This window comes from Pseudoduganella sp. S-14, from assembly GCF_049913285.1.
In the GTDB taxonomy this organism is placed as follows: Bacteria; Pseudomonadota; Gammaproteobacteria; order Burkholderiales; family Burkholderiaceae_D; genus Rugamonas.
Genome location: NZ_CP183991.1, coordinates 242850 through 265860, shown reverse-complemented (window position 1 = coordinate 265860; position 23011 = coordinate 242850). Strand labels below are relative to the sequence as shown.

22 protein-coding genes and 1 tRNA gene are annotated in these 23011 nt (G+C 63.1%); 10 read left to right on the top strand and 13 right to left on the bottom strand.

Features of this window, described 5'->3' with window-relative positions; translation table 11 throughout:
- Positions 1–9 precede the first annotated feature (9 nt).
- Entirely contained in the window at positions 10–912 is a 903-nt protein-coding gene (gene rsmI, locus ACN9MZ_RS01190; protein WP_426340524.1) for a 16S rRNA (cytidine(1402)-2'-O)-methyltransferase, read from the top strand.
- 8 nt (positions 913–920) lie between these two features.
- Here the strand turns inward: rsmI and ACN9MZ_RS01185 are convergent, their stop codons facing one another.
- Positions 921–1436 (bottom strand): hypothetical protein, encoded by a 516-nt coding sequence (locus ACN9MZ_RS01185; RefSeq protein ID WP_426340523.1) that lies wholly within the window; start codon positions 1434–1436, stop codon positions 921–923.
- Between the two features lie 112 nt (positions 1437–1548).
- Here ACN9MZ_RS01185 and ACN9MZ_RS01180 point away from each other — a divergent pair.
- Both ACN9MZ_RS01180 and ACN9MZ_RS01175 read left to right on the top strand, forming a co-directional pair.
- Positions 1549–1625 (top strand) — tRNA-Pro (locus tag ACN9MZ_RS01180).
- Between the two features lie 62 nt (positions 1626–1687).
- Complete coding sequence (locus ACN9MZ_RS01175) at positions 1688–2389, top strand: CPCC family cysteine-rich protein (protein WP_426340522.1); 702 nt, start codon at positions 1688–1690, stop codon at positions 2387–2389.
- A gap of 292 nt (positions 2390–2681) precedes the next feature.
- On the opposite strand, the gene ACN9MZ_RS01170 is transcribed toward ACN9MZ_RS01175, so the two are convergent.
- Genes ACN9MZ_RS01170 through ACN9MZ_RS01125 form a run of 10 tightly spaced genes read right to left on the bottom strand, consistent with a single transcriptional unit; the run spans position 2682 to position 13799 of the window.
- Positions 2682–3590 carry a hydroxymethylglutaryl-CoA lyase gene (locus ACN9MZ_RS01170; RefSeq protein WP_426340521.1) on the bottom strand — a complete coding sequence of 303 codons (909 nt, stop codon included), beginning with the start codon at positions 3588–3590 and terminating at the stop codon, positions 2682–2684.
- 1 nt (position 3591) lies between these two features.
- Positions 3592–4527, bottom strand: a complete 936-nt coding sequence (locus tag ACN9MZ_RS01165) for a 2-hydroxyacid dehydrogenase (protein WP_426340520.1) — start codon at positions 4525–4527, stop codon at positions 3592–3594.
- 10 nt (positions 4528–4537) lie between these two features.
- Positions 4538–6568: an acetyl/propionyl/methylcrotonyl-CoA carboxylase subunit alpha gene (locus ACN9MZ_RS01160; protein WP_426340519.1), complete on the bottom strand. Its 2031-nt coding sequence runs from the start codon at positions 6566–6568 to the stop codon at positions 4538–4540.
- 30 nt (positions 6569–6598) lie between these two features.
- Positions 6599–7639, bottom strand: coding sequence for a biotin synthase BioB (gene bioB, locus ACN9MZ_RS01155; protein ID WP_426340518.1), 1041 nt, complete (start codon positions 7637–7639; stop codon positions 6599–6601).
- Between the two features lie 12 nt (positions 7640–7651).
- Entirely contained in the window at positions 7652–8419 is a 768-nt protein-coding gene (gene bioD / locus ACN9MZ_RS01150; protein ID WP_426340517.1) for a dethiobiotin synthase, read from the bottom strand.
- A gap of 1 nt (position 8420) precedes the next feature.
- Positions 8421–9605 (bottom strand): 8-amino-7-oxononanoate synthase, encoded by a 1185-nt coding sequence (gene bioF, locus ACN9MZ_RS01145; protein ID WP_426340516.1) that lies wholly within the window; start codon positions 9603–9605, stop codon positions 8421–8423.
- Positions 9606–9607: 2 nt separating this feature from the next.
- Entirely contained in the window at positions 9608–10936 is a 1329-nt protein-coding gene (gene bioA, locus ACN9MZ_RS01140) for an adenosylmethionine--8-amino-7-oxononanoate transaminase (protein WP_426340515.1), read from the bottom strand.
- A 12-nt stretch (positions 10937–10948) separates the two neighbouring features.
- Positions 10949–11734, bottom strand: a complete 786-nt coding sequence (locus ACN9MZ_RS01135; protein ID WP_426340514.1) for an enoyl-CoA hydratase/isomerase family protein — start codon at positions 11732–11734, stop codon at positions 10949–10951.
- A 13-nt stretch (positions 11735–11747) separates the two neighbouring features.
- Positions 11748–13355, bottom strand: coding sequence for a carboxyl transferase domain-containing protein (locus tag ACN9MZ_RS01130; RefSeq protein ID WP_426340513.1), 1608 nt, complete (start codon positions 13353–13355; stop codon positions 11748–11750).
- Positions 13356–13370: 15 nt separating this feature from the next.
- A complete protein-coding gene (locus ACN9MZ_RS01125) occupies positions 13371–13799 on the bottom strand; it encodes a YchJ family protein (RefSeq protein WP_426340512.1) in 429 nt (142 codons plus the stop codon).
- A gap of 94 nt (positions 13800–13893) precedes the next feature.
- Here ACN9MZ_RS01125 and ACN9MZ_RS01120 point away from each other — a divergent pair, with 94 nt between their 5' ends.
- The 3 genes from ACN9MZ_RS01120 (at position 13894) to ACN9MZ_RS01110 (ending at position 15511) form a co-directional block, all read left to right on the top strand.
- Positions 13894–14364, top strand: a complete 471-nt coding sequence (locus ACN9MZ_RS01120; RefSeq protein ID WP_426340511.1) for a hypothetical protein — start codon at positions 13894–13896, stop codon at positions 14362–14364.
- Positions 14365–14512: 148 nt separating this feature from the next.
- A complete protein-coding gene (locus ACN9MZ_RS01115; protein ID WP_426340510.1) occupies positions 14513–14944 on the top strand; it encodes a PEP-CTERM sorting domain-containing protein in 432 nt (143 codons plus the stop codon).
- A gap of 36 nt (positions 14945–14980) precedes the next feature.
- Positions 14981–15511, top strand: a complete 531-nt coding sequence (locus ACN9MZ_RS01110) for an RNA 2'-phosphotransferase (protein ID WP_426340509.1) — start codon at positions 14981–14983, stop codon at positions 15509–15511.
- Here the strand turns inward: ACN9MZ_RS01110 and ACN9MZ_RS01105 are convergent.
- Positions 15508–16761, bottom strand: a complete 1254-nt coding sequence (locus ACN9MZ_RS01105; protein WP_426340508.1) for a D-amino acid dehydrogenase — start codon at positions 16759–16761, stop codon at positions 15508–15510. The genes ACN9MZ_RS01110 and ACN9MZ_RS01105 overlap by 4 nt on opposite strands.
- 47 nt (positions 16762–16808) lie before the next feature.
- Positions 16809–18104 carry a serine hydrolase domain-containing protein gene (locus ACN9MZ_RS01100; protein WP_426340507.1) on the bottom strand — a complete coding sequence of 432 codons (1296 nt, stop codon included), beginning with the start codon at positions 18102–18104 and terminating at the stop codon, positions 16809–16811.
- Between the two features lie 162 nt (positions 18105–18266).
- Between ACN9MZ_RS01100 and ACN9MZ_RS01095 the strand changes: the two genes are divergently transcribed.
- The 4 genes from ACN9MZ_RS01095 (at position 18267) to ACN9MZ_RS01080 (ending at position 22976) form a co-directional block, all read left to right on the top strand.
- On the top strand, positions 18267–19007 hold the full coding sequence (locus ACN9MZ_RS01095; RefSeq protein ID WP_426340506.1) for a GntR family transcriptional regulator: 741 nt from the start codon (positions 18267–18269) through the stop codon (positions 19005–19007).
- Between the two features lie 81 nt (positions 19008–19088).
- Positions 19089–19970 carry an N-acetylmuramic acid 6-phosphate etherase gene (murQ, locus tag ACN9MZ_RS01090; protein ID WP_426340505.1) on the top strand — a complete coding sequence of 294 codons (882 nt, stop codon included), beginning with the start codon at positions 19089–19091 and terminating at the stop codon, positions 19968–19970.
- Positions 19971–20009: 39 nt separating this feature from the next.
- Positions 20010–21275, top strand: coding sequence for an MFS transporter (locus tag ACN9MZ_RS01085; RefSeq protein WP_426340504.1), 1266 nt, complete (start codon positions 20010–20012; stop codon positions 21273–21275).
- A gap of 30 nt (positions 21276–21305) precedes the next feature.
- Positions 21306–22976, top strand: a complete 1671-nt coding sequence (locus tag ACN9MZ_RS01080) for a glycoside hydrolase family 10 protein (RefSeq protein WP_426340503.1) — start codon at positions 21306–21308, stop codon at positions 22974–22976.
- The last annotated feature ends 35 nt before the right edge of the window (positions 22977–23011 follow it).

The window sequence follows — 23011 nt, the reverse complement described above, 5'->3', positions numbered from 1 at the left end:
CTTCCCCCAATGACAGCACAAGATTCCAGCCCTCTCGCCGGCTTACCAATCCTCGGCGAGACCGTCCACCAGAACTATCCTACGGCATCTTTATACGTGGTGGCTACGCCTATTGGCAATGTTACTGACATTAGCCTGCGCGCCTTGCATGTGCTGTCGCTGGTCGACGCAGTAGCTTGCGAAGACACGCGCAATACCGCCCAGCTCATGAACCGCTTCGGCCTGCACAAGCCCCTGGTCGCGGCCCATATGCACAACGAGCGCGAAGCGGCGCAAGGCCTGATCGCCCGCCTGCAGGCCGGAGAGCGTATCGCCCTGGTATCGGATGCCGGCACCCCGGCGGTATCCGATCCCGGCGCCCGCATTGTGGATGCCGTGCGCGCCGCCGGCCTGCGCGTGATTCCTTTGCCGGGCGCCTCGGCCGCCGTGGCCGCGTTGTCGGCCAGCGGCCTGGTCAACGACCAGTTCCACTTTGTTGGCTTTTTGCCATCGAAGGCCAAGCAACGCGAAGCCGTGCTGCAAGGGCTGGCGTCCGCGCCGGCGACGCTGGTGTTCTACGAAGCCCCGCACCGGATTGTCGAGTGTGCCCAGGCGCTGTCCGACGCCTTCGGCGCCGAGCGCCAGGTCGTCTTCGCCCGCGAAGTAACCAAGCTGTTCGAGCAGATCCACCGCTGCCTGCTGGGCGAAGCGGTCAGCTGGTTGAAATCCGACGCGAACCATGAAAAAGGCGAATTCGTGGTCCTGGTCGAAGGCGCGCCGCCAGCCGAAGAAGGCCACGACGCCGAAACCGACCGCATCCTGGCAATCCTGCTCGCCGAGTTGCCGGTTAAACAAGCAGCCGCCCTCGCCGCCCAGATCACCGGCAAAAAGAAGAACGCCCTCTACGACCGCGCGCTCAAGCTGAAACAATAACTACGGCTCTACCATTTGCAGCCGCTGTCTTTCTTATCCATCAGCAGGTAGAGCGGGGCCAACAGGCCGCCGGGGATGCCGTCCTTGCAATGGGGACGGGCGGCGTTCTGGATTTGCCGGGCCAGCTTTTCTTCCCGGGTTTCGCGCATTTTAAGCGGGGCACTTTCCAGCTCGCCTGCAATGTCGCGCGCGGCGGCTTTCGCGGTTTCGCGGTCGAAGTGCGGCGCTGCCTCCGGCTCGGCGGGACTCAGCACCAGCGCGGATGTGCGGGCTGGCTGCATTGCCAGCTCGGATTCTTCCTTGGCAGCGTTCTTGCGAGGCTCTGCACGACGCGCCTGGCGGCGCGGTTCGGCGGCTGCAACGCGCTCCGGTTTGCGCTGCGCCTTCGGTCTCGGTTCCGGTGGCTCAGGTGGCGCAACTATCCTTACTTCAACTTTCGTCAGCCAGGTGCGGGAGTCGGCCACATTGCGCGGTTCGGGCAGCCGCACAAAGATCACCGCTGCCAGGTGCAGCAGCAAAGACATAACGATACCGGCCGCTATACGCCATCTCGGCGTTCGATAAGGCATCAAAATTCTCCAACTTTTAAATTGGGGGTTGACGGCCCCCTGTCCAGCTTGTATTATCTTGCTTCTTCGGAGTGTAGCGCAGCCCGGTAGCGCATCTGCTTTGGGAGCAGAGGGTCCAAGGTTCGAATCCTTGTACTCCGACCAAGTTTCAGAAAAAAGACCTGCATTCGTGCAGGTCTTTTTTTTTCTGCATTAGGATCAGAGCCATGTACACCTGCCCTTGCTGCGGATACGCCACCTTCGCCGGCGCGCCCGGCTCACTTGCAGCGTGCCCAGTCTGCGACTGGCACGACGACCTGCCGCAACTCTACTCCCCCTTCCTGGCCAGCGGCGCAAATGTGCACAGCCTGGCTGAAGCTCAAGTGCGATACGTGCAGTTCGGCGGCACCGCCACAGGCTCTGAACATGTTCGCGATCCGCACTGGTTCCCGTTGTGGCAGCAAAAGACCGATATCCCGGATGGATGGGCGCCGGAAAGCGCTACGACTTATGACTTGTACTACTGGCTGCGCACCCCGCGCGCTTCCGTGCCGGAGCAACCAGTTGGCCTGCGCCGCGTGCGCAACCGCATCATTGAATACCTGGAACTGGCCAGCTCTTTTGACGCACAACGCCAACTGCAAGCTTCCGCGCCGGCCATGTCGGCGGCGGACGAAGTCTTGAATCAATGGGAGGATTGGGTAACGCCAGACTGGAAGCAGCATTTCACTGAACCGGTCTTCTCGGCAGAGGAGCGCAACGGCATCGCGCAGTTCGCGCGCACCTGGAGTGATATCGCGGCTGGAGCGCCGCATCCCCTGCCACCTCTTGAAGCCTTGTTCGCAACGCCCAACTGGCAAGCGCTGCAGCGCGCAGCGGCCGCGCTGCGGGAAGTGTTCCTGCAACGCGGCCGTTCGGAGGAAAGCTGACTGATTGCCTATCTTCCAGGCAATTTCGCCTCAGCTGCCCTCGCAAGCAGCCTCGAGTACTTTTCGGCTTTGATTGGCGCTCATGTGAAAGCGTACGGCCGTGCCCATGGCTGCAGTCCTGGCATCCGCGCCATCCCGTTTGGGCGCGTACATCCGCTCCACCAGCTTGAAGTCCCTGCTGCTGAACCATGTCCTTTGCTTCCTGCGGGGGACACTGCGGCATGCGCAGGTGCAATGCCGGCGCCAAACGCCAGGCAGAGACCCCAATTCTTCAAGAACCTGGCCATGCGCCTTACCCTGCGCGCTTGGCGGCAATGGCATTGCCGGCGCGGCTGGCGGCCTTGCGGCCCAGGAAGCTGGAGATGAACTGGCCGGCGTCGACCACTTTGTCCAGGTCCACGCCGGTCTCAATGCCGAGACCATTCATCATGTAGATCACGTCTTCAGTGGCGACGTTGCCGGTAGCGCCCTTGGCATAAGGGCAGCCGCCCAGGCCTGATACGGAGGAGTGGAAGATCTCGATCCCCAGTTCCATTGAGGCGTAGATGTTCGCCAGCGCCTGGCCGTAGGTATCGTGGAAGTGGCCCGCCAGCGACTCGGCGCGGAATTCCTTGATTGCGCGCTCCATCACCGCCTGGGTCTTGCGCGGAGTCGACACGCCGATAGTGTCGGCGATATCGATCTCGTCGCAACCCAGGTCGCGCATGCGGCCCACTACATAGGCCACGGAATCCAACGATACCTCGCCCTGGTATGGGCAGCCAAACGCCGTGCTGACCGAAGCGCGCAGGCGCAGGCCGGCATCCTTGGCCGCTTTGGCGACCGGTACGAAGCGTTCGATCGATTCTGCGATCGAGCAGTTGATGTTCTTCTGCGAGAATGCTTCAGACGCTGCGCCGAAAATCACCACTTCATTGGCGCCCGCCGCCAGCGCGGCTTCAAAGCCCTGCATGTTCGGCGTCAGCGCGGAGTAGATCACGCCCGGCTTGCGGGTGATGCCCGCCATGACTTCTTTCGAAGTCGCCATCTGCGGCACCCACTTCGGCGACACGAAGGATGCCGCTTCGATATTCGGGAAGCCCGCTTCCGTCAGGCGGTTCACCAGCTCGATCTTCACGTCGGCCGGCACGTCGCCCTTTTCATTCTGCAGCCCGTCGCGCGGGCCCACTTCAACAATCTTGACCTTCTTTGGCAAACTCATTTCAGTATCCCTTTGTGCGATTGATGACATCGGCGACCTCTTCGCCGCGTGCGTGCTGGCGCATCTTGCCGGCCATCTGCTCCACACTTTCGCGGCGCAACGTCAGTGCGGAAATATGCGGCGTGATCGTAATGCGCGGCTCCTGCCAGAACGGATGCTGCGCCGGCAGCGGCTCGTTGCGGAACACGTCCAGCATGGCGCCCGCGATTTGGCCGGACTTGATCAGCGATAGCAGGTCCGGTTCGGAAATATGCGCACCGCGCCCAACGTTGATGATGTAAGCGCCCTGGGGCAGCTTCATCAAGTTCGCGCGGTTGAGGATGTGGGTGGTCTCTTCCGTCAGCGGCAGCATGCACACCACCACGCGCGACGAGCCGAGGAAAGCGTCCAGCCCCTCGTCGCCATGGAAGGATTCAACGCCAGCCAGCGATTTTGGCGACCGGCTCCAGGCGCGCAACGGAAACTCGAATGGACGCAAAGCCTCGATCACGCGTGAGCCGAGCGCGCCAACGCCCATCACGCCCACCGAAAAATCGGCCTTGTCACGCGCTTCAAGTTGCAGCCAGGCGCCGGCGCGGGCCTGTGCCTCGTATTCGTCGAGCCGGCGGAAATAGCGCAGCACGGCATGCGTGACGTATTCCGCCATCTGTATGCCCATGCCCGCGTCATTCAAGCGCACGATCGGGATATGCGGCGGAATCGCGTGCGAGTACTTCATGATCGCGTCGGCGCCGGCGCCGGTCAGGAAGATCGCTTTCACGCGCGCCAGGTCGGCCAGCATGGATTGCGGCGGCGTCCACAGCACTGCGTAGTCGCAGGCCGGGAGCTCGCCGACGCCTTCGCGCCAGACGACGACTTCGGCCTCCGGCATGAATTCGGCGAAATCCTTGATCCAGGGAGCGGTATTGCCATCCGCGCGATAAAGCAGGATGCGCATGCGGCTCTCCTTAAGCGGCGGTCTTGAAGGCCAGCAGCGGCGCGCCGTCTGCCACCTGGTCGCCCACTGCGTACAGGATCTCTTCGACCACGCCGTCATGCGGGGCGGAGATGGTGTGCTCCATCTTCATCGCTTCCATGATGACCAGCGCATCGCCCTTCCTCACTTCCTTGCCCTTCTCGGCCAGCACCGCGACGACCTTGCCCGGCATCGGCGCAGTCAGGCGGCCGCCTTCGGCCTCGGACTCGCCGGCATGCGCCATCGGGTCGTTATAGTCCAGCACATAATGGCCGCCGCCGGTGAACACATGGAACACATCGCCATCGCGGCGCACGGTGCCATGCACGGAGGTTTCGCCCAGCTTGATGCTCAGGTCCACGCCGTCCTGCCTGAACAGCGACAGGTCGACTTCCAGGCCTTTGATCTCGAAGTGCCAGCCGTGCGGCAGGTAGGTCAGCATCGGCGCGTACTGCTTGCCATGTTCGTCGCTGAAAGCCAGCTTGCGGGCGTAATGGAAGTTCATGCGCCAGCCGAGCGCCTGGCCCCATGGATCGCCCTTGTTTGCACCCGATTGCGCGGCAGATTTGTCCTTCTCTTCTTCGATCAGCGATACCGCGGCCAGCGCCACGGCAGCAACCGGAATCGAGCGGGCCGGAGGGAACAGCGCGTCGTGATTTCGTTCGATCAGGCCGGTATCCAGGTCGGCGTTGGCGAAGGCGTCGCCTTCCACCAGGCGTTTCAGGAAGGCGATATTGGTCGCCAGGCCCACGATCTGGTATTGCGACAGCGCTTGTGCCATGCGGGCCAGCGCCTGCTTGCGGTCTGCGCCCCACACGATCAGCTTCGCGATCATCGGATCGTAGAAAGGCGAAATTGCGTCGTTCTCGCGTACGCCGGAATCGATGCGCACGGCAGCCGGATGGCCGGGCACGCCGCCCAGCTCGAAGTTGGCCGCGGCTGGCGTTTCCAGGTGGCGCAGCGTGCCGATCGACGGCAGGAAGCCCTTCTCCGGATTCTCTGCATAGATGCGCGCTTCGATCGAGTGGCCGTTAATGGTCAGTTCTTCCTGCTTCTTCGGCAGGGTTTCGCCGGCGGCGACGCGGATCTGCCATTCCACCAGGTCGGTGCCGGTGATCATTTCGGTTACCGGATGCTCAACCTGCAGGCGCGTGTTCATCTCCATGAAGTAGAAGCTGCCGTCCTGGTTGGCGATGAACTCCACCGTGCCGGCGCCGACGTAGCCCACGGCGCGCGCAGCGGCAACGGCTGCCTCACCCATCGCCGCGCGGCGCTCTGCGCTCATGCCCGGTGCCGGCGCTTCTTCCAACACTTTCTGGTGGCGGCGCTGCACTGAGCAGTCACGCTCGAACAGGTAGATGCAGTTGCCGTGGGTATCGGCGAACACCTGGATTTCAATGTGGCGCGGGCGCTGCAGGTACTTTTCCGCCAGTACCTTGTCGTCGCCGAAGGAGCTGATCGCTTCGCGTTTGCAGGATGCCAGCGCATCCTTGAACGCCTCCGACGATTCGACGACGCGCATGCCCTTGCCGCCGCCGCCGGCCGAAGCCTTCAGCAGCACAGGGTAGCCGATGCGATCGGCTTGTTCTTGCAGGAAGCCTGCATCCTGATTGTCGCCGTGATAGCCCGGTACCAGCGGCACGTTGGCTTTTTCCATCAGCTGCTTGGCAGCGGATTTCGAACCCATGGCGCGCATGGCGGAAGCCGGCGGGCCAATGAAGGCCAGGCCAACTTCGGCGCAGGCGTCCGCGAACTCGGCGTTCTCGGACAGGAAGCCATAGCCCGGGTGGATCGCTTCCGCACCGGTGGCCAGCGCCACGGCAATCAGCTTGTCGCCGCACAGGTAAGATTCCTTGGCGGCGGCAGGGCCGATGTTCACCGCTTCGTCGCAGACGGCGACGTGCTTGGCATTGGCGTCCGCGTCCGAATACACGGCGACGGTCTTGATGCCCAGGCGGCGTGCCGTTGCAGCGACGCGGCAAGCGATCTCGCCACGGTTGGCAATCAGGATTTTTTTGAACATGTCTCTCTCTACTCTTTTTTGAATTTTTTCTTAGCAGCCGCAGGCTTCTTTTTGTACGGAGTCCAGCACGGCGCCGCGCGTCGGCAGGCCCAGCTTCGCCAGCAGGGCGCGGTCGTCGTTCGCTTCCGGATTGTCGGTGGTCAGCAGCTTGTCGCCGTAGAAGATCGAGTTGGCGCCGGCCATGAAGCACATGGCCTGCACGGCTTCGCCCAGTTCGCGGCGACCGGCGGACAGGCGCACGCGCGCTTTCGGCATGGTGATGCGGGCGACGGCGATGGTGCGCACGAATTCCAGCGGGTCCAGCTTGTCCAGGCCGTGCAGCGGGGTGCCTTCCACCTGCACCAGGTGGTTGACCGGCACCGACTCTGGGTATGGATTCAGGTTGGCCAGCTGCGCGATCAGGCCGGCGCGCTGTTCGCGCGTTTCGCCCATGCCGACGATGCCGCCGCAGCAGACCTTCAGGCCGGCGTTGCGCACGTGGCCCAGGGTGTCCAGGCGGTCCTGGTACTGGCGGGTGGAGATCACATTGTCGTAGAAGTCCGGCGAAGTATCCAGATTGTGGTTGTAGTAGTCCAGGCCCGCATCCTTCAGGCGCTGCGCCTGTTCGGCTTCCAGCATGCCCAGGGTGGCGCAGGTCTCCAGGCCCATGGCCTTCACTTCACGCACCATGGTTTCGACTTTTTCCATGTCGCGTTCTTTCGGGCTGCGCCATGCGGCTCCCATGCAGAAACGGGTGGCGCCGTTGTCTTTCGCCTGCTTGGCGGCGTCCAGCACGGTGTCCAGGTCCAGGATCTTCTTGGCTTCCACGCCGGTATCGTAGCGCGCAGCTTGCGGGCAGTAGCCGCAGTCCTCTTCGCAGCCACCGGTCTTGATCGAGAGCAGGGTCGCCAGTTCGACGTCGCCGTCCGGCCAGTGGGCGCGATGGGCTTCCTGTGCGCGGAACATCAAATCGTTGAATGGCAGTTCGTACAGGGCCATCACGTCTTCCAGGGGCCAGGTGGCGGCTTCCGGCAGCTTGATCGCGGCGGTTGGGCGGTGCAGTTGGACGGCTTTAGGTTCTTGCAGGGACATGTTCTTCCTCTCTTACTTGGTGCGGCGGCCCGGCCAGTTCGGCAGGGACGTGAAGTTCAGGTATTCGGCGGCGGCGGCGGCGGTGGGTTTCGCCAGTCGGGGGATGCGGCCGAGCAGCGGCGCCGGAATGCGCGCTGCCAGTGCGGCGATATTCTCGTCCGCGAAGTTCATTTCAAATTCCAGGGTGTTGGCGACCCAGCCGGCCAGCTTCAGGCCGCGCGACTCGATCGCTTCCACCGCCAGCAGCGCGTGGTTGATGCAGCCCAGGCGCAGGCCCACCACCAGCACCACCGGCAGCGCAAGCTGCTGGGCCAGGTCGGCGGTGTCGAAGTCGTCGGTCAACGGCACGCGGAAACCGCCCACGCCTTCCACCACGATGGCGTCCGTTGCGGCAGCGACTTCCACGTAGGCGGCCAGGATCGGCACCGGATCGATTTCAACACCTTCCAGGGCGGCGGCGATATGCGGTGCAGCCGGCTCTTTCAGCATGAAGGGAGTGGTCAGTGCTTGCGGCAAGTGCACGTTGCTTGCTTCGATCAGCTGGTCGGCGTCGTCGTTGTGCAACTGGCCGTTCTTCATCACCGCACCGGCGGCGACGGGTTTCATGCCGCAGGCGCGCACTCCATTACGCACCAGGGAATACAGCATCGCGGAAGACGTCAGGGTCTTGCCGATTTCGGTGTCGGTGCCCGCCACGAAGCAGGCGAAGCGCGGCGGCAGGCCATCGGCGGCCGCCGCGGCTTGAGGTTCAGGAGCGATGACAGGGTCTTCAAGCGCCATATCAGGTCCTTTCTAATTCGTTAATCGCGTCTGTCAAGCGGCGCACGTCGTCAGCGGTGTGGCCGGCGGACAGCGTGACGCGCAGGCGCGCAGTACCGGCTGGCACGGTCGGCGGGCGGATGCCGCCTACCCAGATGCCTTGTTCATACAGCGCGGCGGACATGCGCATGGTCTGGTCGTTCTCGCCAATGATGATTGGCTGGATGGCCGTCTGCGACGGCAGCAATCGCCAGCGTTCCAGGTGCAGGCTGTCCTGCAATTGTGCCACCAGCGCCTGCAGGTGGGCGCGGCGCTCACGGCCTTCTTCGCCGCAGATGATATCCAGGCTGGCTTGCAGGGCATGCGCCAATGCAGGCGGCGCAGCGGTCGTGAAGATATACGGGCGGGCGCGCTGGATCAGCGTTTCCACCACGGTGCGGTGCGCCGCCACGAACGCGCCGCCCACGCCGGCGGCCTTGCCCAGTGTGCCGACATAGACCAGGTAAGGCGAGCGCAGGGCGTAGTGCTCCAGCGCGCCGCGGCCGTTTTCGCCCAGCGTGCCGAAGCCATGGGCATCGTCCACCACCAGCCAGGCCTTGTGTTGTTCGCAAAGGGCCAGCAGCGCCGGCAGGTCGGCCAGGTCGCCATCCATGCTGAACACGGCGTCCGTCACAACGATCTTGTTGCTGGCGGTGCTGGCGGCCAGGAGCTCGCCCAGCGCAGCCACATCGGCGTGCGGGTAGACGGAAACCTTGGTGCGTGCCAGGCGGGCGCCGTCGATCAACGATGCGTGATTCAGCGCTTCACTGAAGATTTCAGTGTCCTTGTCGCCGACGGCGAGGCCGGTCACCACGGCCAGGTTGGCCATGTAGCCGGTGCAGAAATACAGCGCCTGCGCCTCCACCAGGTGCGGTGACATGAATTCTGCGAGGCGCTGCTCCAGCAGGGTATGCGCGCGGCTATGGCCGCTGACCAGGTGCGCGGCGCCGCTGCCGGCGCCGTACAGTTCAATCCCCTGGTGCATCGCTTCAGCCACGCGCGGATGCGCTGCCAGGCCGAGGTAGTCGTTGCTGCAGAAGGCCAGCAGTTCCCGGCCATCGACCGTCATGCGCGGCGCGCAGGCCGTTTCGACCGAGCGCCGCTTGCGGATCAGGCTTTTGTCATCCAGCGCTTGCAGTTGCTGGTCGAGTTTTGCGAGCAGTTCCATGGTCAGCCCACCCGCGTTTTCTCAAACACCGACAAGGTGCGCGCAGCCAGTCCATCGATCTCCTCGTCGTTGAGGATGTACGGCGGCATCAGGTACACGGTATTGCCGATGGGGCGCAGCAGCAGTTCCTGCTTCGTGCCCTCGGTGAAGAAGCGGCGCGAAAATCCCTGGGTCGCGCCAACGGCGTCAAAGGCCCAGATCATGCCGCGGTTGCGGAAGTTCTTGGTGTGCTCGTGGTTGGCCAGCGGCGCCAGGGCCGCGGTCAGCTTGCGCGAGCGCGCCTTGTTCGCTTCCAGCACATGGTCTTCGGCGAAGATGTCCAGCGTGGCCAGGGCCGCACGGCAGGCCAGCGGGTTGCCGGTGTACGAGTGCGAGTGCAGGAAGCCGCGCGTCACGTCGGCATCGTAGAACGCTTGGTAAATTTGGTCGCGTGACAGAACGATCGACAGCGGGAGATAGCCGCCGCTGATGCCCTTCGACAGGCACAGGAAGTCCGGCCAGATGCCTGCCTGTTCGCAGGCGAAGAAAGTGCCGGTGCGGCCGCAGCCGACCGCGATTTCGTCCAGGATCAGGTGCACGCCGTGCTTGTCGCACAGCTCGCGCACCAGTTTCAGGTAGAGCGGGTCGTGCATCGCCATGCCGGTGGCGCACTGCACCAGCGGCTCGATGATGATGGCGGCGATCTTGCCGGCGCGTTCGGTGAACAAGCGTTCGACATCGGCAGCGGCGCGGCGCGCCACGTCGGCCGCCGTTTCGCCTTCGCCGGCCTGGCGCGCATCCGGCGACATCACGGTCTGCGTGGCGCGCAGCAGCGGGCCGTAAGCATCCTTGAACAGCGCAACGTCGGTCACGGCCAGCGCGCCGATCGTCTCGCCGTGGTAGCTGCCCTTCAGGCAAACGAATTCCTGCTTGTCGCCCTGGCCCATGTTGCGCCAGGCGTGGAAGCTCATTTTCAAGGCGATTTCGACCGCCGACGCGCCATCCGAGGCGTAGAAGGCGTGGCCCAGCTGATGCTGGGTCAGCGCCGCCAGGCGTTCGCTGAGCTGGATCACCGGCTCGTGGGTGAAGCCGGCCAGCATCGCATGCTCCAGCATGTCGAGCTGTTCGCGCAGCGCCGCGTTGATGCGCGGGTTGGCATGGCCGAACAGGTTCACCCACCAGGAGCTGATCGCATCCAGGTAGCGGTTGCCTTGATGGTCATACAGCCACACGCCGCGGCCATGGCTGACGGGAATCAGCGGTACCGTTTCGTGGTGCTGCATCTGGGTGCACGGGTGCCAGACTGACTTCAGGCTACGTGCTACCCAATCGCTTTGTTGGTTTGCTTCCAAAAACTGCTCCGTTCAATTCAGCCAGCCCGGCTTGCGCTTCTCCAGGAAGGAAGTCACGCCTTCGCGGCCCTGCTCGGAAGCGCGGATGTGGGCGATGCGTTTGGCCGTATCGGCCAGCAGCGCATCGTTCACCGGCTTGCCGGCGATGTCGCGTACCAGCACTTTGGCTTCCTTTACCGCGTTCGGGCTGTTGGTCACCAGCGCCTTCAGCACTTCCGCCATCCTGGCGTCCAGTGCGTCGGCGGCAACCAGTTCGTGCACCATGCCGATGCGGTGGGCTTCGGCGGCGCTGAAACGTTCGGCGGTGAGGAAATAGCGGCGCGAAGCCTGCTCACCCATCGCCTTGATCACATACGGCGAAATGGTCGCGGGGATCAAACCCAGTTTCACTTCGCTCAGGCAGAAATTCGCTTCCGGCACGGCGACGATGATGTCGCATGCGGAAACGAGACCCATGCCGCCCGCATAGCAATCACCATGCACGCGCGCGACGGTCGGTTTCGGGCACAGGTAGATAGTGCGCAGCATTTGCGCCAGCTGCATGGCGTCGGCCTCATTCTCCTCGTGGGTGTAATGGGCCATCTTCTTCATCCAGTTCAGGTCGCCGCCGGCGCAGAAGGCCGGGCCGTTCCCTGCCAGCACGATGGCGCGAACGTTTTCGTTGCGGCCCAGCTCCGAGAAGGCACGCGCCAGGTCGTTGATCGAATGCTCGTTGAAGGCATTGCGCACCTCCGGACGGTTCAGGGTGACGGTGGCGATCTTGTCGTCGATGTCGACGGTCAGGGTTTCGTAGGTCATGGTCGCCCTCTCCTTACATGCGGAACACGCCGAACTTGGTGTCCGGGATTGGCGCGTTGAGCGCGGCGGACAGGCCCAGGCCCAGCACCATGCGGGTGTCGGCCGGATCAATCACGCCGTCGTCCCACAGGCGCGCGGAGGCGTAGTAAGGGTGGCCCTGCACTTCGTACTGTTCCTTGATCGGCTGCTTGAAGGCCGCTTCTTCCTCGGCGCTCCACTGGCCGCCCTTGGCTTCGATGCCGTCACGCTTGACGGTGGCCAGCACGCCTGCCGCCTGTTCGCCGCCCATCACGGAGATGCGCGCATTAGGCCACATCCACAACATGCGCGGCGAATAGGCGCGGCCGCACATGCCGTAGTTGCCGGCGCCGAAGGAGCCGCCGATGATCACGGTGAACTTCGGCACGGACGCAGTAGCGACGGCGGTCACCATCTTGGCGCCGTTACGGGCGATGCCTTCGTTTTCGTACTTGCGGCCGACCATGAAGCCGGTGATGTTCTGCAGGAAGACCAGCGGGATCTTGCGCTGGCAGCACAGTTCGATGAAGTGCGTGCCCTTCAGCGCGGACTCGGAGAACAGGATGCCGTTGTTGGCGATGATGCCGACCTTCATGCCGTAGATATGGGCGAAGCCGCACACCAGGGTAGTGCCGTAGCGGGCCTTGAATTCATCGAATTCGGAACCGTCGACGATACGCGCGATCACTTCGCGGATATCGAAAGGCTTGCGGGTATCGACCGGGATCACGCCGTACAGTTCTTCCGGCGCGTATTTCGGCTCCACCGCTTCGCGCAGCACGCCCTGTTGCGGCTTCTGGCGATTCAGGTTGGAGACGATGGTGCGCGCCATCGACAGCGCATGCATATCGTCCTTGGCCAGGTGGTCGGCCACGCCGGACAGGCGGGTGTGCACGTCGCCGCCGCCCAAATCTTCGGCCGAGACCACCTCGCCGGTTGCCGCCTTCACCAGCGGAGGGCCGCCCAGGAAGATGGTGCCCTGTTCCTTCACGATGATCGATTCGTCCGACATGGCCGGCACGTAAGCGCCGCCGGCGGTGCAGGAACCCATCACCACGGCGATCTGCGGGATGCCCTTGGCCGACATATTGGCCTGGTTGAAGAAGATGCGGCCGAAGTGGTCGCGGTCCGGGAACACGTCGTCCTGGTTCGGCAGGTTGGCGCCGCCCGAGTCCACCAGGTAGATGCACGGCAGGTTGTTCTGCTCGGCGATCTCCTGCGCGCGCAAGTGTTTTTTCACCGTCATCGGGTAGTAAGTGCCGCCCTTCACGGTGGCGTCGTTACAGACGATCACGCATTCCTGGCCGTTCACGCGGCCGATGCCGGTGATCACGCCCGCTGCCGGAGCGGCGTTTTCATACATATCGAAGGCAGCCAGCTGCGAGAACTCAAGGAAAGGCGTGCCGGGATCGAGCAGCATCTGTACGCGGTCGCGCGGCAGCAGCTTGCCGCGTGCCACATGCTTGGCGCAGGCCGCTTCGCCGCCGCCTTGCGCCGCTTTGGCGACCTTGGCGCGCAGGTCGTCGACCAGGGCTTGCATGGCGTCGGCGTTGGCTTTGAAGTCCTCGCTGCGCGGATTGAGTTTGCTTTCGATATGCGGCATTGTCGTCCTCTTCTCTTATTCTGGAAATTCGCCGTCGACGTAAAACCAGCGCAAGCCACCTTCGCCCGGTTCGCGCAGGAAGCGGCTCAGCTCATGCAGACGCTGGCCACGGCCATTCACGCGCAGGCGGGCGACGAACTCGACAAAATCCTCGTTCGGCTGGGCTTCTGCTTTACGTTGACGTAAACGTAAAGCAGATTTTACCTCAAGTCCCAGCCATTGGAGCTTTTCGTCCGGGTTAATAATCGGCTCGGTCGGACGGGTGCTTTCGTGCCAGGTCGACAACAAATACGGCTCGTTCTGCAGTGTATAGGCGCAATAACGGGAGCGCATCAGTTGCTCAGCCGTCTCCGGCAGGGCTTTGCCTTCGATAAAAGGGCCGCAGCAAGTCGCAAAAGAAGGACCGCCGCATGGGCAGCCGACAGGGGTCTTGGATTTGGACATCTCGCCATTATCCGCCATAACAGCGGCTGGCGTGTCTTCCCGAGGTCATACGGGTTGGCACCGACATCCGGACTGGAAAGCTATAATTGCCAAAATGAAAATCCGTGCATCCTTATTCGCGCTGACCTTTGCGGTCGCCATGACTTCGCCGGCCCTTGCATGCCAGCCGCCACGCGACATGCCCGTTGATCCGGAAGCGGCGCGCGCTTATTGGGAGCGAGCCCAGACCCAGTGGGAAAAAAGGGTGATAGCTCGCGCTCCGACACTGGTGATTGCGACGACCGCCGAAATCCCTGGCAGCCAGTTCCCGGAACCCGGTACGCGAGTGACCGTAAAAGTCGCGCCCATCAAGCTGTTGCGTGGTTCTTTCGAAAAGAATGAGGTTGGCGCCATGCTCAATCATTTTTGCGATGATTTCAAAGTATGGGTTACGCACGACAGGCCTTACCTCCTTGCGATGAACCAGGGGGCAATTCTGCTGGCCGTGCCTTTGATACAGGGATACGAGCAAGCCGGCGTACGGGACTTCTTCAAGCGCATCGACGAACCCAATCCCTGGGAATGAGTGCCGCGTGGCGTGGCTGCGCGCGTCGCAAAATTTTACGCATGGTCCGGTTCAACCAGCAACGGACCGGATAATCAGCGACTTAGGTGCAGGTACGGTTGATGCTTCTTCAAGCTTGAAGTTTCGCCAACTCGTCATGGAGCGCAAAATGAAAGCTGAAGCCATGTTCAAGTCTTGCCTGCTGGCCTGCGCCATCCTGCCAGGCGGCCAGGCCCTAGCGGATCCAAGCGGATCGCCGCAGTCCCCCTATACCGTCAACAGCATCGACTTCAGCTACATGAACTACAGCAGGCCCCCTGCCTCCTACTTCAATCGCAGGCCGCCGACGGAACTCGGCCAGAGAGCGGCGTTCAATGGCCTGCCGCCGCCTTTGCCTGCAGCAGGTCCGCCCGCCAGGGCGCCAGACGTGACATTGCCGCTGACTCCACCTGCAGCCACCGGCTCGCCGCCGCTTGTTGAGCCGCCGGTCCAGTTGCCTGTGGTGGCGGTTGTGCCTGAGCCAGGCACTTTCGCTTTGCTGGGCCTGGGCTTCGCCCTCCTCATTTTGCGCAAGAGAAGGGGCCGTCCAGCTGCAGGGTAAAGAAAGCCGACAGTGGCAGGTGCTAATATGGCGGTCATGAACGAAGTCAGTCAAAGCAAGTTCCTGAGCCTGGTCTTGCGTCACAAACCGGAAGAAATCGGGCTCGTACTGGACCAGAATGGATGGGCATCGATCGACGAATTGATTGCCCTTGCCAACGCCCGCGGAACGAATTTGAACCGCTCCCAGATCGAATTCATCGTTGAAAACAGCGATAAGAAGCGATTCGCGATCAGCGCGGATGGCACGAAAATCCGGGCCAACCAGGGCCATTCCGTTGAAATCGCGCTCGGACTGCCACCCCAGACGCCGCCGGAACGCCTGTACCATGGCACCGCCACGCGTTTCCTTGGTTCGATCCGCGAAAGCGGCCTGCATTCGGCCGCGCGCCAGCATGTGCACCTCTCGTCCGACCACGCAACTGCCGAAAAAGTGGGCAGCCGGCATGGCAAGCCCGTCGTATTGACCGTGGAAGCCGGCCAGATGGCGCGCGACGGCCACTTCTTCTATATCTCGGAAAACGGAGTTTGGCTGACCGAGGCCGTGCCTGCGAAATACCTGAACTAGACCTTGTAGGCCAGGCAGTCGAGCTCAAACGGCGGCTCCTTGCCCTGCATCAGTGTCGCCAGCAGGCTGGCGCTGCCGCAGGCGAAGGTGAAGCCCAGCGGGCCATGGCCGACGTTGAGCCACAGGTTGGGGTAAGGCGTGGGCCCGATGATGGGGGCGCTGTTCGGCGTGGCGGGACGCAGGCCGGCCCAGGCTTCCGCCTTGTCGTAGTCGGCGGCATGCGGCATCGATTCGCGCGCCAGGCGGGACAGGCTGGCGATGCGGCGGCGGTCGATGCGCGTGCTTTCGCCCACCATGTCGACCATCGCGGCGATCCGCAATTGCTTGCCGATGCGGGCATACAGCGTCTTGCGCTCGAAATCGGTCACGCTGATATTGGGCGCCACGTGTTCGCTGCGGATCGGCGCCGTCAGGCTGTAGCCTTTCAGCGGATACATGGGCAGGTCGAGGTTGGCCGTGGCAGCCAGGTCGCGGCTCTGGATGCCGGCGGCGAGCACGTAATGGTCGGCGGTCAGCCAGCCGGCGTCGGTCTCGATTGCCGTCACCTTGCCGGCTTCGACGAAAATGGTGCGCGCTGCCGTGTGCATGCAGCGCTCGAAGCGCGGGTGGGCATAGATGCGCTTTTCCAGCGCCAGGCAGAAGGCATAGCAGTCCGCCACGGCTTCGCCGGGATTGAAGATGCCGCCCGCCAGCTTGGGCGCCAACTCGGCCAGCGCCGGCTCGATGCGGGCCGTATCGCGGCCCCACAGCACGGCGCGATTTTCATCGTTATCGGGCTTGTCCAGCGCTGCCTTGAACGCTTCATCGCTGCGGTACACCACCAGCTTGCCGGCATTGCGCCAATTGAATTGCGACAGCGGAATTTTCAACTCCAGCAGGGACAGCGACAGGCGGCTCAATTCGCCGAGCTGCAGCAGCTTGGCGGTCGTGCGGGCGTTCGCCTCCGCATTGCAGTTGGCCAGGAATTGCGCCATCCAGCGCCACTGGCGGTAATCGGCTTCCGGGCGGAAGCGAAATGGGCCGTCACGCTCGAACAGCCACTGCAGGGCTTTTTTGGGCACCCCTTCGTCGGCCAGCGGGGAGACGTAGCGATAGCTGAGCTGGCCGCCATTGCGATAGCTGGCGGCACTGGCAACGGTCGGGGCGCGTTCGAGCAGGGTCACGCGGAAGCCTGCTTCCAGCAGCCACCACGCTGACGCCAGGCCGACTACGCCGCCGCCAATCACCACCACTTGCCGTGCTCTCGCCATCCGATCCCCGAATTGTGTTGCCTTGTGGAAAATTAGCCTATTGTAGTTCAGTCGCGGCGGCGCAGGATGGCGCGTTGGTAAATCGCATCAAGGATCTGTTCCTCGGCACGCGTGTGCGCCGATTGCCGGCCCGGATCAGCCTCCGGGTCGCTGGCAAAGCCTCCGATCAGGGACACGATCCCCTGCTTCTTCTTCAAGTCTACGGCGAAGGTGGACACCAGGCCATAGGCTTCACCCAAGTGGCCAAGCGCATGGAAACGGCCATCGCTCGGCATGCCGCCCATATTTCCCCGCACGTCGGCAAAGCGCTGCGCGCCCAGCCCCCAGCTATGGTAGAGCCCTTTCAGCGTATCGCCATTGCTGCCGTTGAAGCGCCATTGCTCGCCAAACATCAGGGCCAGTGATGCCGGCTTGATAAGCTGCCTGCCTTCATGGCGGCCGTTGTTGATCAGCATGAGCATGACCTTGCCCATGTCGCTGGCCGAGATGCGCAGGCCGCCGGTCGGGCTGAAGGGCGTGGCATTGGTGCCGATCACATACTTGTCGAGGCCAGGCGGGTCCTGCGGCGCGGACACGCCGAAGTTGTCGACCTGCGCAATCCACGGCCCCTTGCTGTCCCAGATTTCTGTATCGCGGGTGCGGCGCCGGTACAGCGTCGCGGTATCCGCTACTTCCTGGGAGCTGAATTCGGCAGGGTTATAGCCACCGCGCAGACCCATCGGCGCCAGCAGCAAGCGTTTCATCAGGCGGTCGAAGCGCTCGCCGGTCACGCGTTCCATGATGGTCCCGATTACAGCCCAGTTCAGGTTGGAATACGTGAAGTACTGGCCGGGCTCGCCATCGTGCGCCCACATCTTCCCTTCCGGCACCAGCACATCGCGCAAGGCGGCGCCAGCGGGCCAGGAATAACCGTCGTCATCGCGCAGCGTTGACGTGTGGCTCAGCAAATGCCGCAGCGTGATGGCGCGCGACGGGTAATTGGGATTGCGCAGCGTAAAGCCAAGATACTCGCCGACGTCGGTGTCGAGCTTGAGCTTGCCTTCTTCGGCCAGCTTCATCAGGCCTAAAGTGGTCATCAATTTGGAGATGGATGCAATACGGAACATGGTCTGTGGCGTGACGGGCGCGGTGATGCCGCGGCCCGTCGTATCAAGCCGGCGCAGGCCGAACTGTTGTTGGTAAGCCACCTTGCCATCGCGGATGGCTAGTACGGACAAGCCCGAAAGCGGCCGCTGCGCATCGTTGACGATCGCTGCCAGTTCCGCATCCAGCTTGCTGGCCGAAACGTTGCCGATACTGCCCAGCAGTACTGCGCCGGCCAAGGCGCGCAAAGCTTTTTGCATGGATTCTCCTTTTGCACGCAGCATACGGTGCTGTCCTTTCGGACTGCTAATGAAAACTGATTATCTGCCTATAACCCCGCTGTATCGGGCGCGAAAGCAACTATGAAAAGAGCAGCGTGATTTCTCTTTCGCTATTACACTAGCAGTTATAGGAGAAATGTAATGAGCCTCACCAGCGTTGAATTCAAACCAGATCAACAAGACAATTCGCCGCTGTACATGCAGATTGCCCGCAAGTTGAGCGACGATGTTCGAAACGGACGTTACCAGGTCGACCAGGCGCTTCCTTCGGAACGAACCCTCTCGGAATTGCTGAACGTTTCGCGCGTGACCGCCCGCAAGGCCATCGACCAGCTGGTGGACCAGGGCCTCGTGGTGCGCCGCCGCGGTTCAGGCAACTACATTGCGCCGCGCATCGAACAACCGCTGTCGAACCTGACCAGCTTCTCGGAACAACTTTCGCAGCGCGGCTACAAGCCCGGATCGCGCTGGCTCAAGCGCGCGCTGGTGGCCGCCAGCGCCGACGAACAGCTTAGCCTCGGCCTGTCGCCGAACACCCGCGTGGCGCGCCTGGAACGCTTGCGCCTGGCCGATGACGTGGTGATGGCGTATGAGGTTTCGGTGCTGCCGCAAACCATCGTTCCTGATCCGGAACTGATCGGCGATTCGCTTTACCAATACCTGGATTCTGTCGGCAAGGGTCCGGCGCGCGCGCTGCAGCATATCCGCGCCATGAATGCCTCGGCCGAACTGGCGCGCCAGCTGGAAGTGCCGGAAGGCCAGGCTGTATTGTTTATTACCCGTATCGCCTATCTTGAGTCGGGCCAGGCGATCGAGCTGACGCATTCCTACTGCCGCAGCGATCATTACGACTTCGTGGCGGAGATGCGCCGCGCCGCGTAGGCCGCGCCGCATAACCTGGGGGAATAAGCTTCGCAAGTCCCGTCATGGGCCGGCCCGGCAATTTGGCATTACACTCGTTCCATGCTGAAGACCGAAACGCCCAGTGCACAACATCGCGAGCTGGACCAATATCCCATAGAGCAACTGGTCGCCGCCTTTGCCGATGACCAGCTGAATGCGGTGCAAGCCGTGCGCGCCGCCATTCCCGCCATTGCCAAGGCAGTCGAAGCAATCGTGCCCCGCATCGAAGCGGGCGGGCGCCTGCTCTACGTCGGGGCCGGCACCTCGGGCCGGCTCGGCGTGCTCGACAGCGTTGAACTCTATCCCACCTTCTCCTGGCCGCACGAACGTGCCGTCGCCATCCTTGCCGGCGGCACCGAAGCCATGTTCAAGGCGGTGGAAGGTGCGGAAGACGACCGCGAACAGGGCGCACGCGACCTTCAGGCCCTGGACCCGCGCCCGGATGACGTCGTGCTGGCGCTGGCCGCATCCGGCACGACGCCCTATGTGCTGGGCGCCATCGAAGCCGCGCGCAAGACCGGCGCGCTGACCGTCGGCATCGCCAACAACCCTGGTTCGCCGCTCACGCAGGAGGCTGAAATCGGCATCACCCTCGACACCGGCCATGAAATCATCTCCGGCAGCACGCGCCTGAAAGCGGGCACCTCGCAGAAGATCGTGCTGAACACGATTTCCAGCGCGCTCATGGTGCGCCTGAACAAGGTTTATGGAAACTTGATGGTAGACTTGAAGCCGACCAATGCGAAGCTGTACGCGCGTACGGTGCGGCTCACCATGCACGCCACCGGCGCCGATGAAGCGGCAGCCCGCACAGCGCTGGAACAGTGCGGCTTCCACGTCAAAGTGGCGGTGGTCGCCCTGTTAAAGAAAACCACGGTGCAGCAGGCGGCAAGCTTGCTGGACCAGGCCGGGGGCAGCGTGCGCGGCGCACTCACCATCTGATCCGCCCCTGCGCGCGTCCGGCCGACCAGAAAGGACGTAATGGATCGAGCGCAGCAACGCAGCCCCTGGGGCTGGGTCCCGACACTGTATTTCAACCAGGGCATTCCCTATTTCGTGGTGATGGCGCTGTCCACCGCCATGTACAAGGACCTTGGCATCTCCAACACGGAGATGGCGTTCTACACCGGCTGGCTGTACCTGCCCTGGGTCATCAAGCCGCTGTGGTCTCCCCTGATCGAAATGTTCGGCACCAAGCGCTCCTGGGTCGCCCTCCTGCAGATGGTGCTGGGCGTGTCGCTGGCGGCGGTCGCCTTCACGCTGCCGCTGTCGAACTTTTTCCAGCTTAGCCTCGGCGTCATGTGGCTGATGGCCTTCAGCTCCGCCACTCACGATATCGCGGCGGATGGCTTTTACATGCTCGGCCTGCGGCAGAAGCAGCAGGCGGAATTCGTTGGCGTGCGCAGCACTTTCTATCGCGCGGCCAACGTGGCCTGCAACGGCGGCTTGCTGTTCCTGGCGGGCGAAATCATCAAATATCACGGCAACCCGCACATGGCCTGGGCCATCACTTTCGGCGTGACGGGCGCGGTCTTCCTGGCGCTGGCGCTCTATCACTTCCTCGTGCTGCCAAGGCCGGAGGAAGACAAGCCGGCCGCGCATTCGTCGGCGCCGATGCAAGAGTTCTTCGCAACGTTCGCCGCTTTCTTCCGCAAGGACGGCATTGTCGTGATCCTGCTGTTCCTGCTGCTGTTCCGCCTTGGCGAGTCGCAGTTGCTGAAGATGGTGGTGCCGTTCCTGAAAGACCCGCTGGAGAAGGGCGGTCTTGGCCTGGACACCGCCGCTGTGGGCATTGCCTACGGCACGATCGGCATCGTCGGCCTGATCCTCGGCGGCCTGGCAGGCGGCTGGCTGATCGGGCGCTTTGGCCTTAAGCGCTGCCTGTGGCCTTTCGCGATTGCGATCCATATTCCGGACCTGATTTTCGTCTACCTGTCGCAGGCGCAACCGCAAAACTTCGCCTGGATCGCGACTTGCCTGGCAGTAGAGCAGTTCGGCTATGGGCTCGGCTTCACGTCGTTCATGATGTACATGATCATGGTCAGCCAGGGCGAACACAAGACCGCGCATTATTCAATTTGCACCGGCTTCATGGCGCTGGGGATGATGATTCCGCAGATGGCCAGCGGCGCCATCCAGGAGTATCTCGGCTACCAGCACTTCTTCATTTATGTCTGCACGGCAACCGTGCCGGCCTTCATCATGACGGCACTGATCAAGATAGATCCGGACTTTGGCCGGGAATAGGTAGAATACGGCTCCTGCTGATGTGAGGATTTGGTTTTGGCTTTTAATGCGAAAAGGCGGCTGACCATAGCCGCCGCCGCGGCCGGCGTGGCCGCATTAATGGGGGCGTGTTCGTCGACGCCGACCGTGCCAGCCGCCGGCGAAGCCGCGGCACCACCCTCCGGTGGCGGGAGCGGCAATGCGCCGGCCCCGGTCACGGCTGCAAGCCCGGCGCCGGTGCAGCAACGCATTACCGGCGAACAGCCGCCTGCTGCGCCGCGCGAATTCCGCGCTGCCTGGGTGTCGACGGTCGCCAACATCGACTGGCCTAGCCGCAGCAACCTGCCGCCGGCGCGCCAGCAGGCCGAAGCCCTTGCCATCCTCGACCGCGCCAAGGCGCTGCACCTGAACGCCATCGTGCTGCAGGTGCGCCCGAGCGCCGACGCCATTTACCCGTCCAGGCTCGAGCCCTGGTCCGAATTCCTCACCGGCCAGCAAGGCAAAGCCCCCGAGCCAGCCTGGGACCCGCTGGCCTTCTGGATCGCGCAGGCCCATGCCCGCGGCCTCGAACTGCACGCATGGTTCAATCCCTACCGTGCCCGCCATTCAGCCGCCCGCACGCCGAATGCGCGTGAGCATGTAGCCAACACCAGGCCGCAAGTGGTGCGCCAATATGGCAAATTCCAGTGGATGGACCCCGGCGAGGAAGCCGCCGCCCAGCAAACGCTGGACGTGATCCTGGACGTGGTGCGCCGTTACGACATCGACGGCGTCCACATTGACGACTACTTCTACCCTTATCCGATCGAAGCGCCCGGCGCCAATGGCGGCGAGGCGGCGCTGGACGCGCCGTCGAACGGCAACAAGCCCGAGCTGGATTTCCCCGACGGCGCCTCGTACCAGCGCTACCTGCAAGGCGGCGGCACCCTGGACCGCGCCAACTGGCGCCGCCAGAACGTCAACCAGCTGATCGAAGCGCTCTACACCGGCATCCACAAGGAAAAATCGTGGGTGCGCTTTGGCATCAGCCCCTTCGGCATTGGCCGCCCGGACCGTCGCCCGCCCGGCATCCAGGGCTTCAGCCAATACGACAAGCTGTATGCCGATGCCGAATTGTGGCTGCAAAACGGATGGCTCGACTACCTGGCCCCGCAGCTGTACTGGCCAATCGCGCAGCAGCCGCAAGCGTTCCCGGTGTTGCTCGATTACTGGCTGGGGCAGAACAAGCGTGGCCGCCATATCTGGCCGGGCCTGTACACTAGTCGCATCGACGACAGCAGCAAGTCCTTCAGCGCGGATGAAATCGTGCAGCAGGTCGGCGTCATGCGCAGCCGCGGCAACGCGAATGGCCATATCCATTTCAGCATGGCGGCCCTGATGCAGAACCGCAAAGGCGTGAGCGACCACCTGAAAGCCACCAGCTACCAGGGACCGGCGCTGGTGCCGGCGTCGCCATGGCTGGGCAGTGAAGCGCCGCCGCCACCGACGGTGGCAGTCAAGCGCCACGCCAGCGGACTGTCGCTTACCCTTGGCAACGCCGGCCGTGCCACCCACCTTGCGATCTGGGCGCACTACGGCGAAGAATGGCGTTTCAACGTGGTTCCTGCCGGCCGCAGCGAAGTGGTGCTGACCGACGATAATGGCGTGCCGGCCCGCAGCGTGGTGGTATCGGCGGTCGACCGCTTAGGTAATGAAAGTCCAAGAGTTTCCGCTGCGTTATAACTTTTTGGAATGAGCGCCGCACGTGCTTTCATGCA

Coding starts and splice junctions, on each gene's coding strand:
- ACN9MZ_RS01135 (WP_426340514.1), bottom strand. CDS start 11,734: ATGACCTACGAAACCCTGACCGTCGACATCGACGACAAGATCGCCACC.
- murQ (WP_426340505.1), top strand. CDS start 19,089: ATGCTGAAGACCGAAACGCCCAGTGCACAACATCGCGAGCTGGACCAA.
- ACN9MZ_RS01085 (WP_426340504.1), top strand. CDS start 20,010: ATGGATCGAGCGCAGCAACGCAGCCCCTGGGGCTGGGTCCCGACACTG.
- ACN9MZ_RS01115 (WP_426340510.1), top strand. CDS start 14,513: ATGAAAGCTGAAGCCATGTTCAAGTCTTGCCTGCTGGCCTGCGCCATC.
- ACN9MZ_RS01160 (WP_426340519.1), bottom strand. CDS start 6,568: ATGTTCAAAAAAATCCTGATTGCCAACCGTGGCGAGATCGCTTGCCGC.
- ACN9MZ_RS01170 (WP_426340521.1), bottom strand. CDS start 3,590: ATGAGTTTGCCAAAGAAGGTCAAGATTGTTGAAGTGGGCCCGCGCGAC.
- ACN9MZ_RS01110 (WP_426340509.1), top strand. CDS start 14,981: ATGAACGAAGTCAGTCAAAGCAAGTTCCTGAGCCTGGTCTTGCGTCAC.
- ACN9MZ_RS01175 (WP_426340522.1), top strand. CDS start 1,688: ATGTACACCTGCCCTTGCTGCGGATACGCCACCTTCGCCGGCGCGCCC.
- ACN9MZ_RS01165 (WP_426340520.1), bottom strand. CDS start 4,527: ATGCGCATCCTGCTTTATCGCGCGGATGGCAATACCGCTCCCTGGATC.
- bioD (WP_426340517.1), bottom strand. CDS start 8,419: ATGGCGCTTGAAGACCCTGTCATCGCTCCTGAACCTCAAGCCGCGGCG.
- ACN9MZ_RS01130 (WP_426340513.1), bottom strand. CDS start 13,355: ATGCCGCATATCGAAAGCAAACTCAATCCGCGCAGCGAGGACTTCAAA.
- ACN9MZ_RS01185 (WP_426340523.1), bottom strand. CDS start 1,436: ATGTCTTTGCTGCTGCACCTGGCAGCGGTGATCTTTGTGCGGCTGCCC.
- bioF (WP_426340516.1), bottom strand. CDS start 9,605: ATGGAACTGCTCGCAAAACTCGACCAGCAACTGCAAGCGCTGGATGAC.
- ACN9MZ_RS01105 (WP_426340508.1), bottom strand. CDS start 16,761: ATGGCGAGAGCACGGCAAGTGGTGGTGATTGGCGGCGGCGTAGTCGGC.
- rsmI (WP_426340524.1), top strand. CDS start 10: ATGACAGCACAAGATTCCAGCCCTCTCGCCGGCTTACCAATCCTCGGC.
- bioB (WP_426340518.1), bottom strand. CDS start 7,639: ATGTCCCTGCAAGAACCTAAAGCCGTCCAACTGCACCGCCCAACCGCC.
- ACN9MZ_RS01095 (WP_426340506.1), top strand. CDS start 18,267: ATGAGCCTCACCAGCGTTGAATTCAAACCAGATCAACAAGACAATTCG.
- ACN9MZ_RS01125 (WP_426340512.1), bottom strand. CDS start 13,799: ATGTCCAAATCCAAGACCCCTGTCGGCTGCCCATGCGGCGGTCCTTCT.
- ACN9MZ_RS01100 (WP_426340507.1), bottom strand. CDS start 18,104: ATGCAAAAAGCTTTGCGCGCCTTGGCCGGCGCAGTACTGCTGGGCAGT.
- ACN9MZ_RS01120 (WP_426340511.1), top strand. CDS start 13,894: ATGAAAATCCGTGCATCCTTATTCGCGCTGACCTTTGCGGTCGCCATG.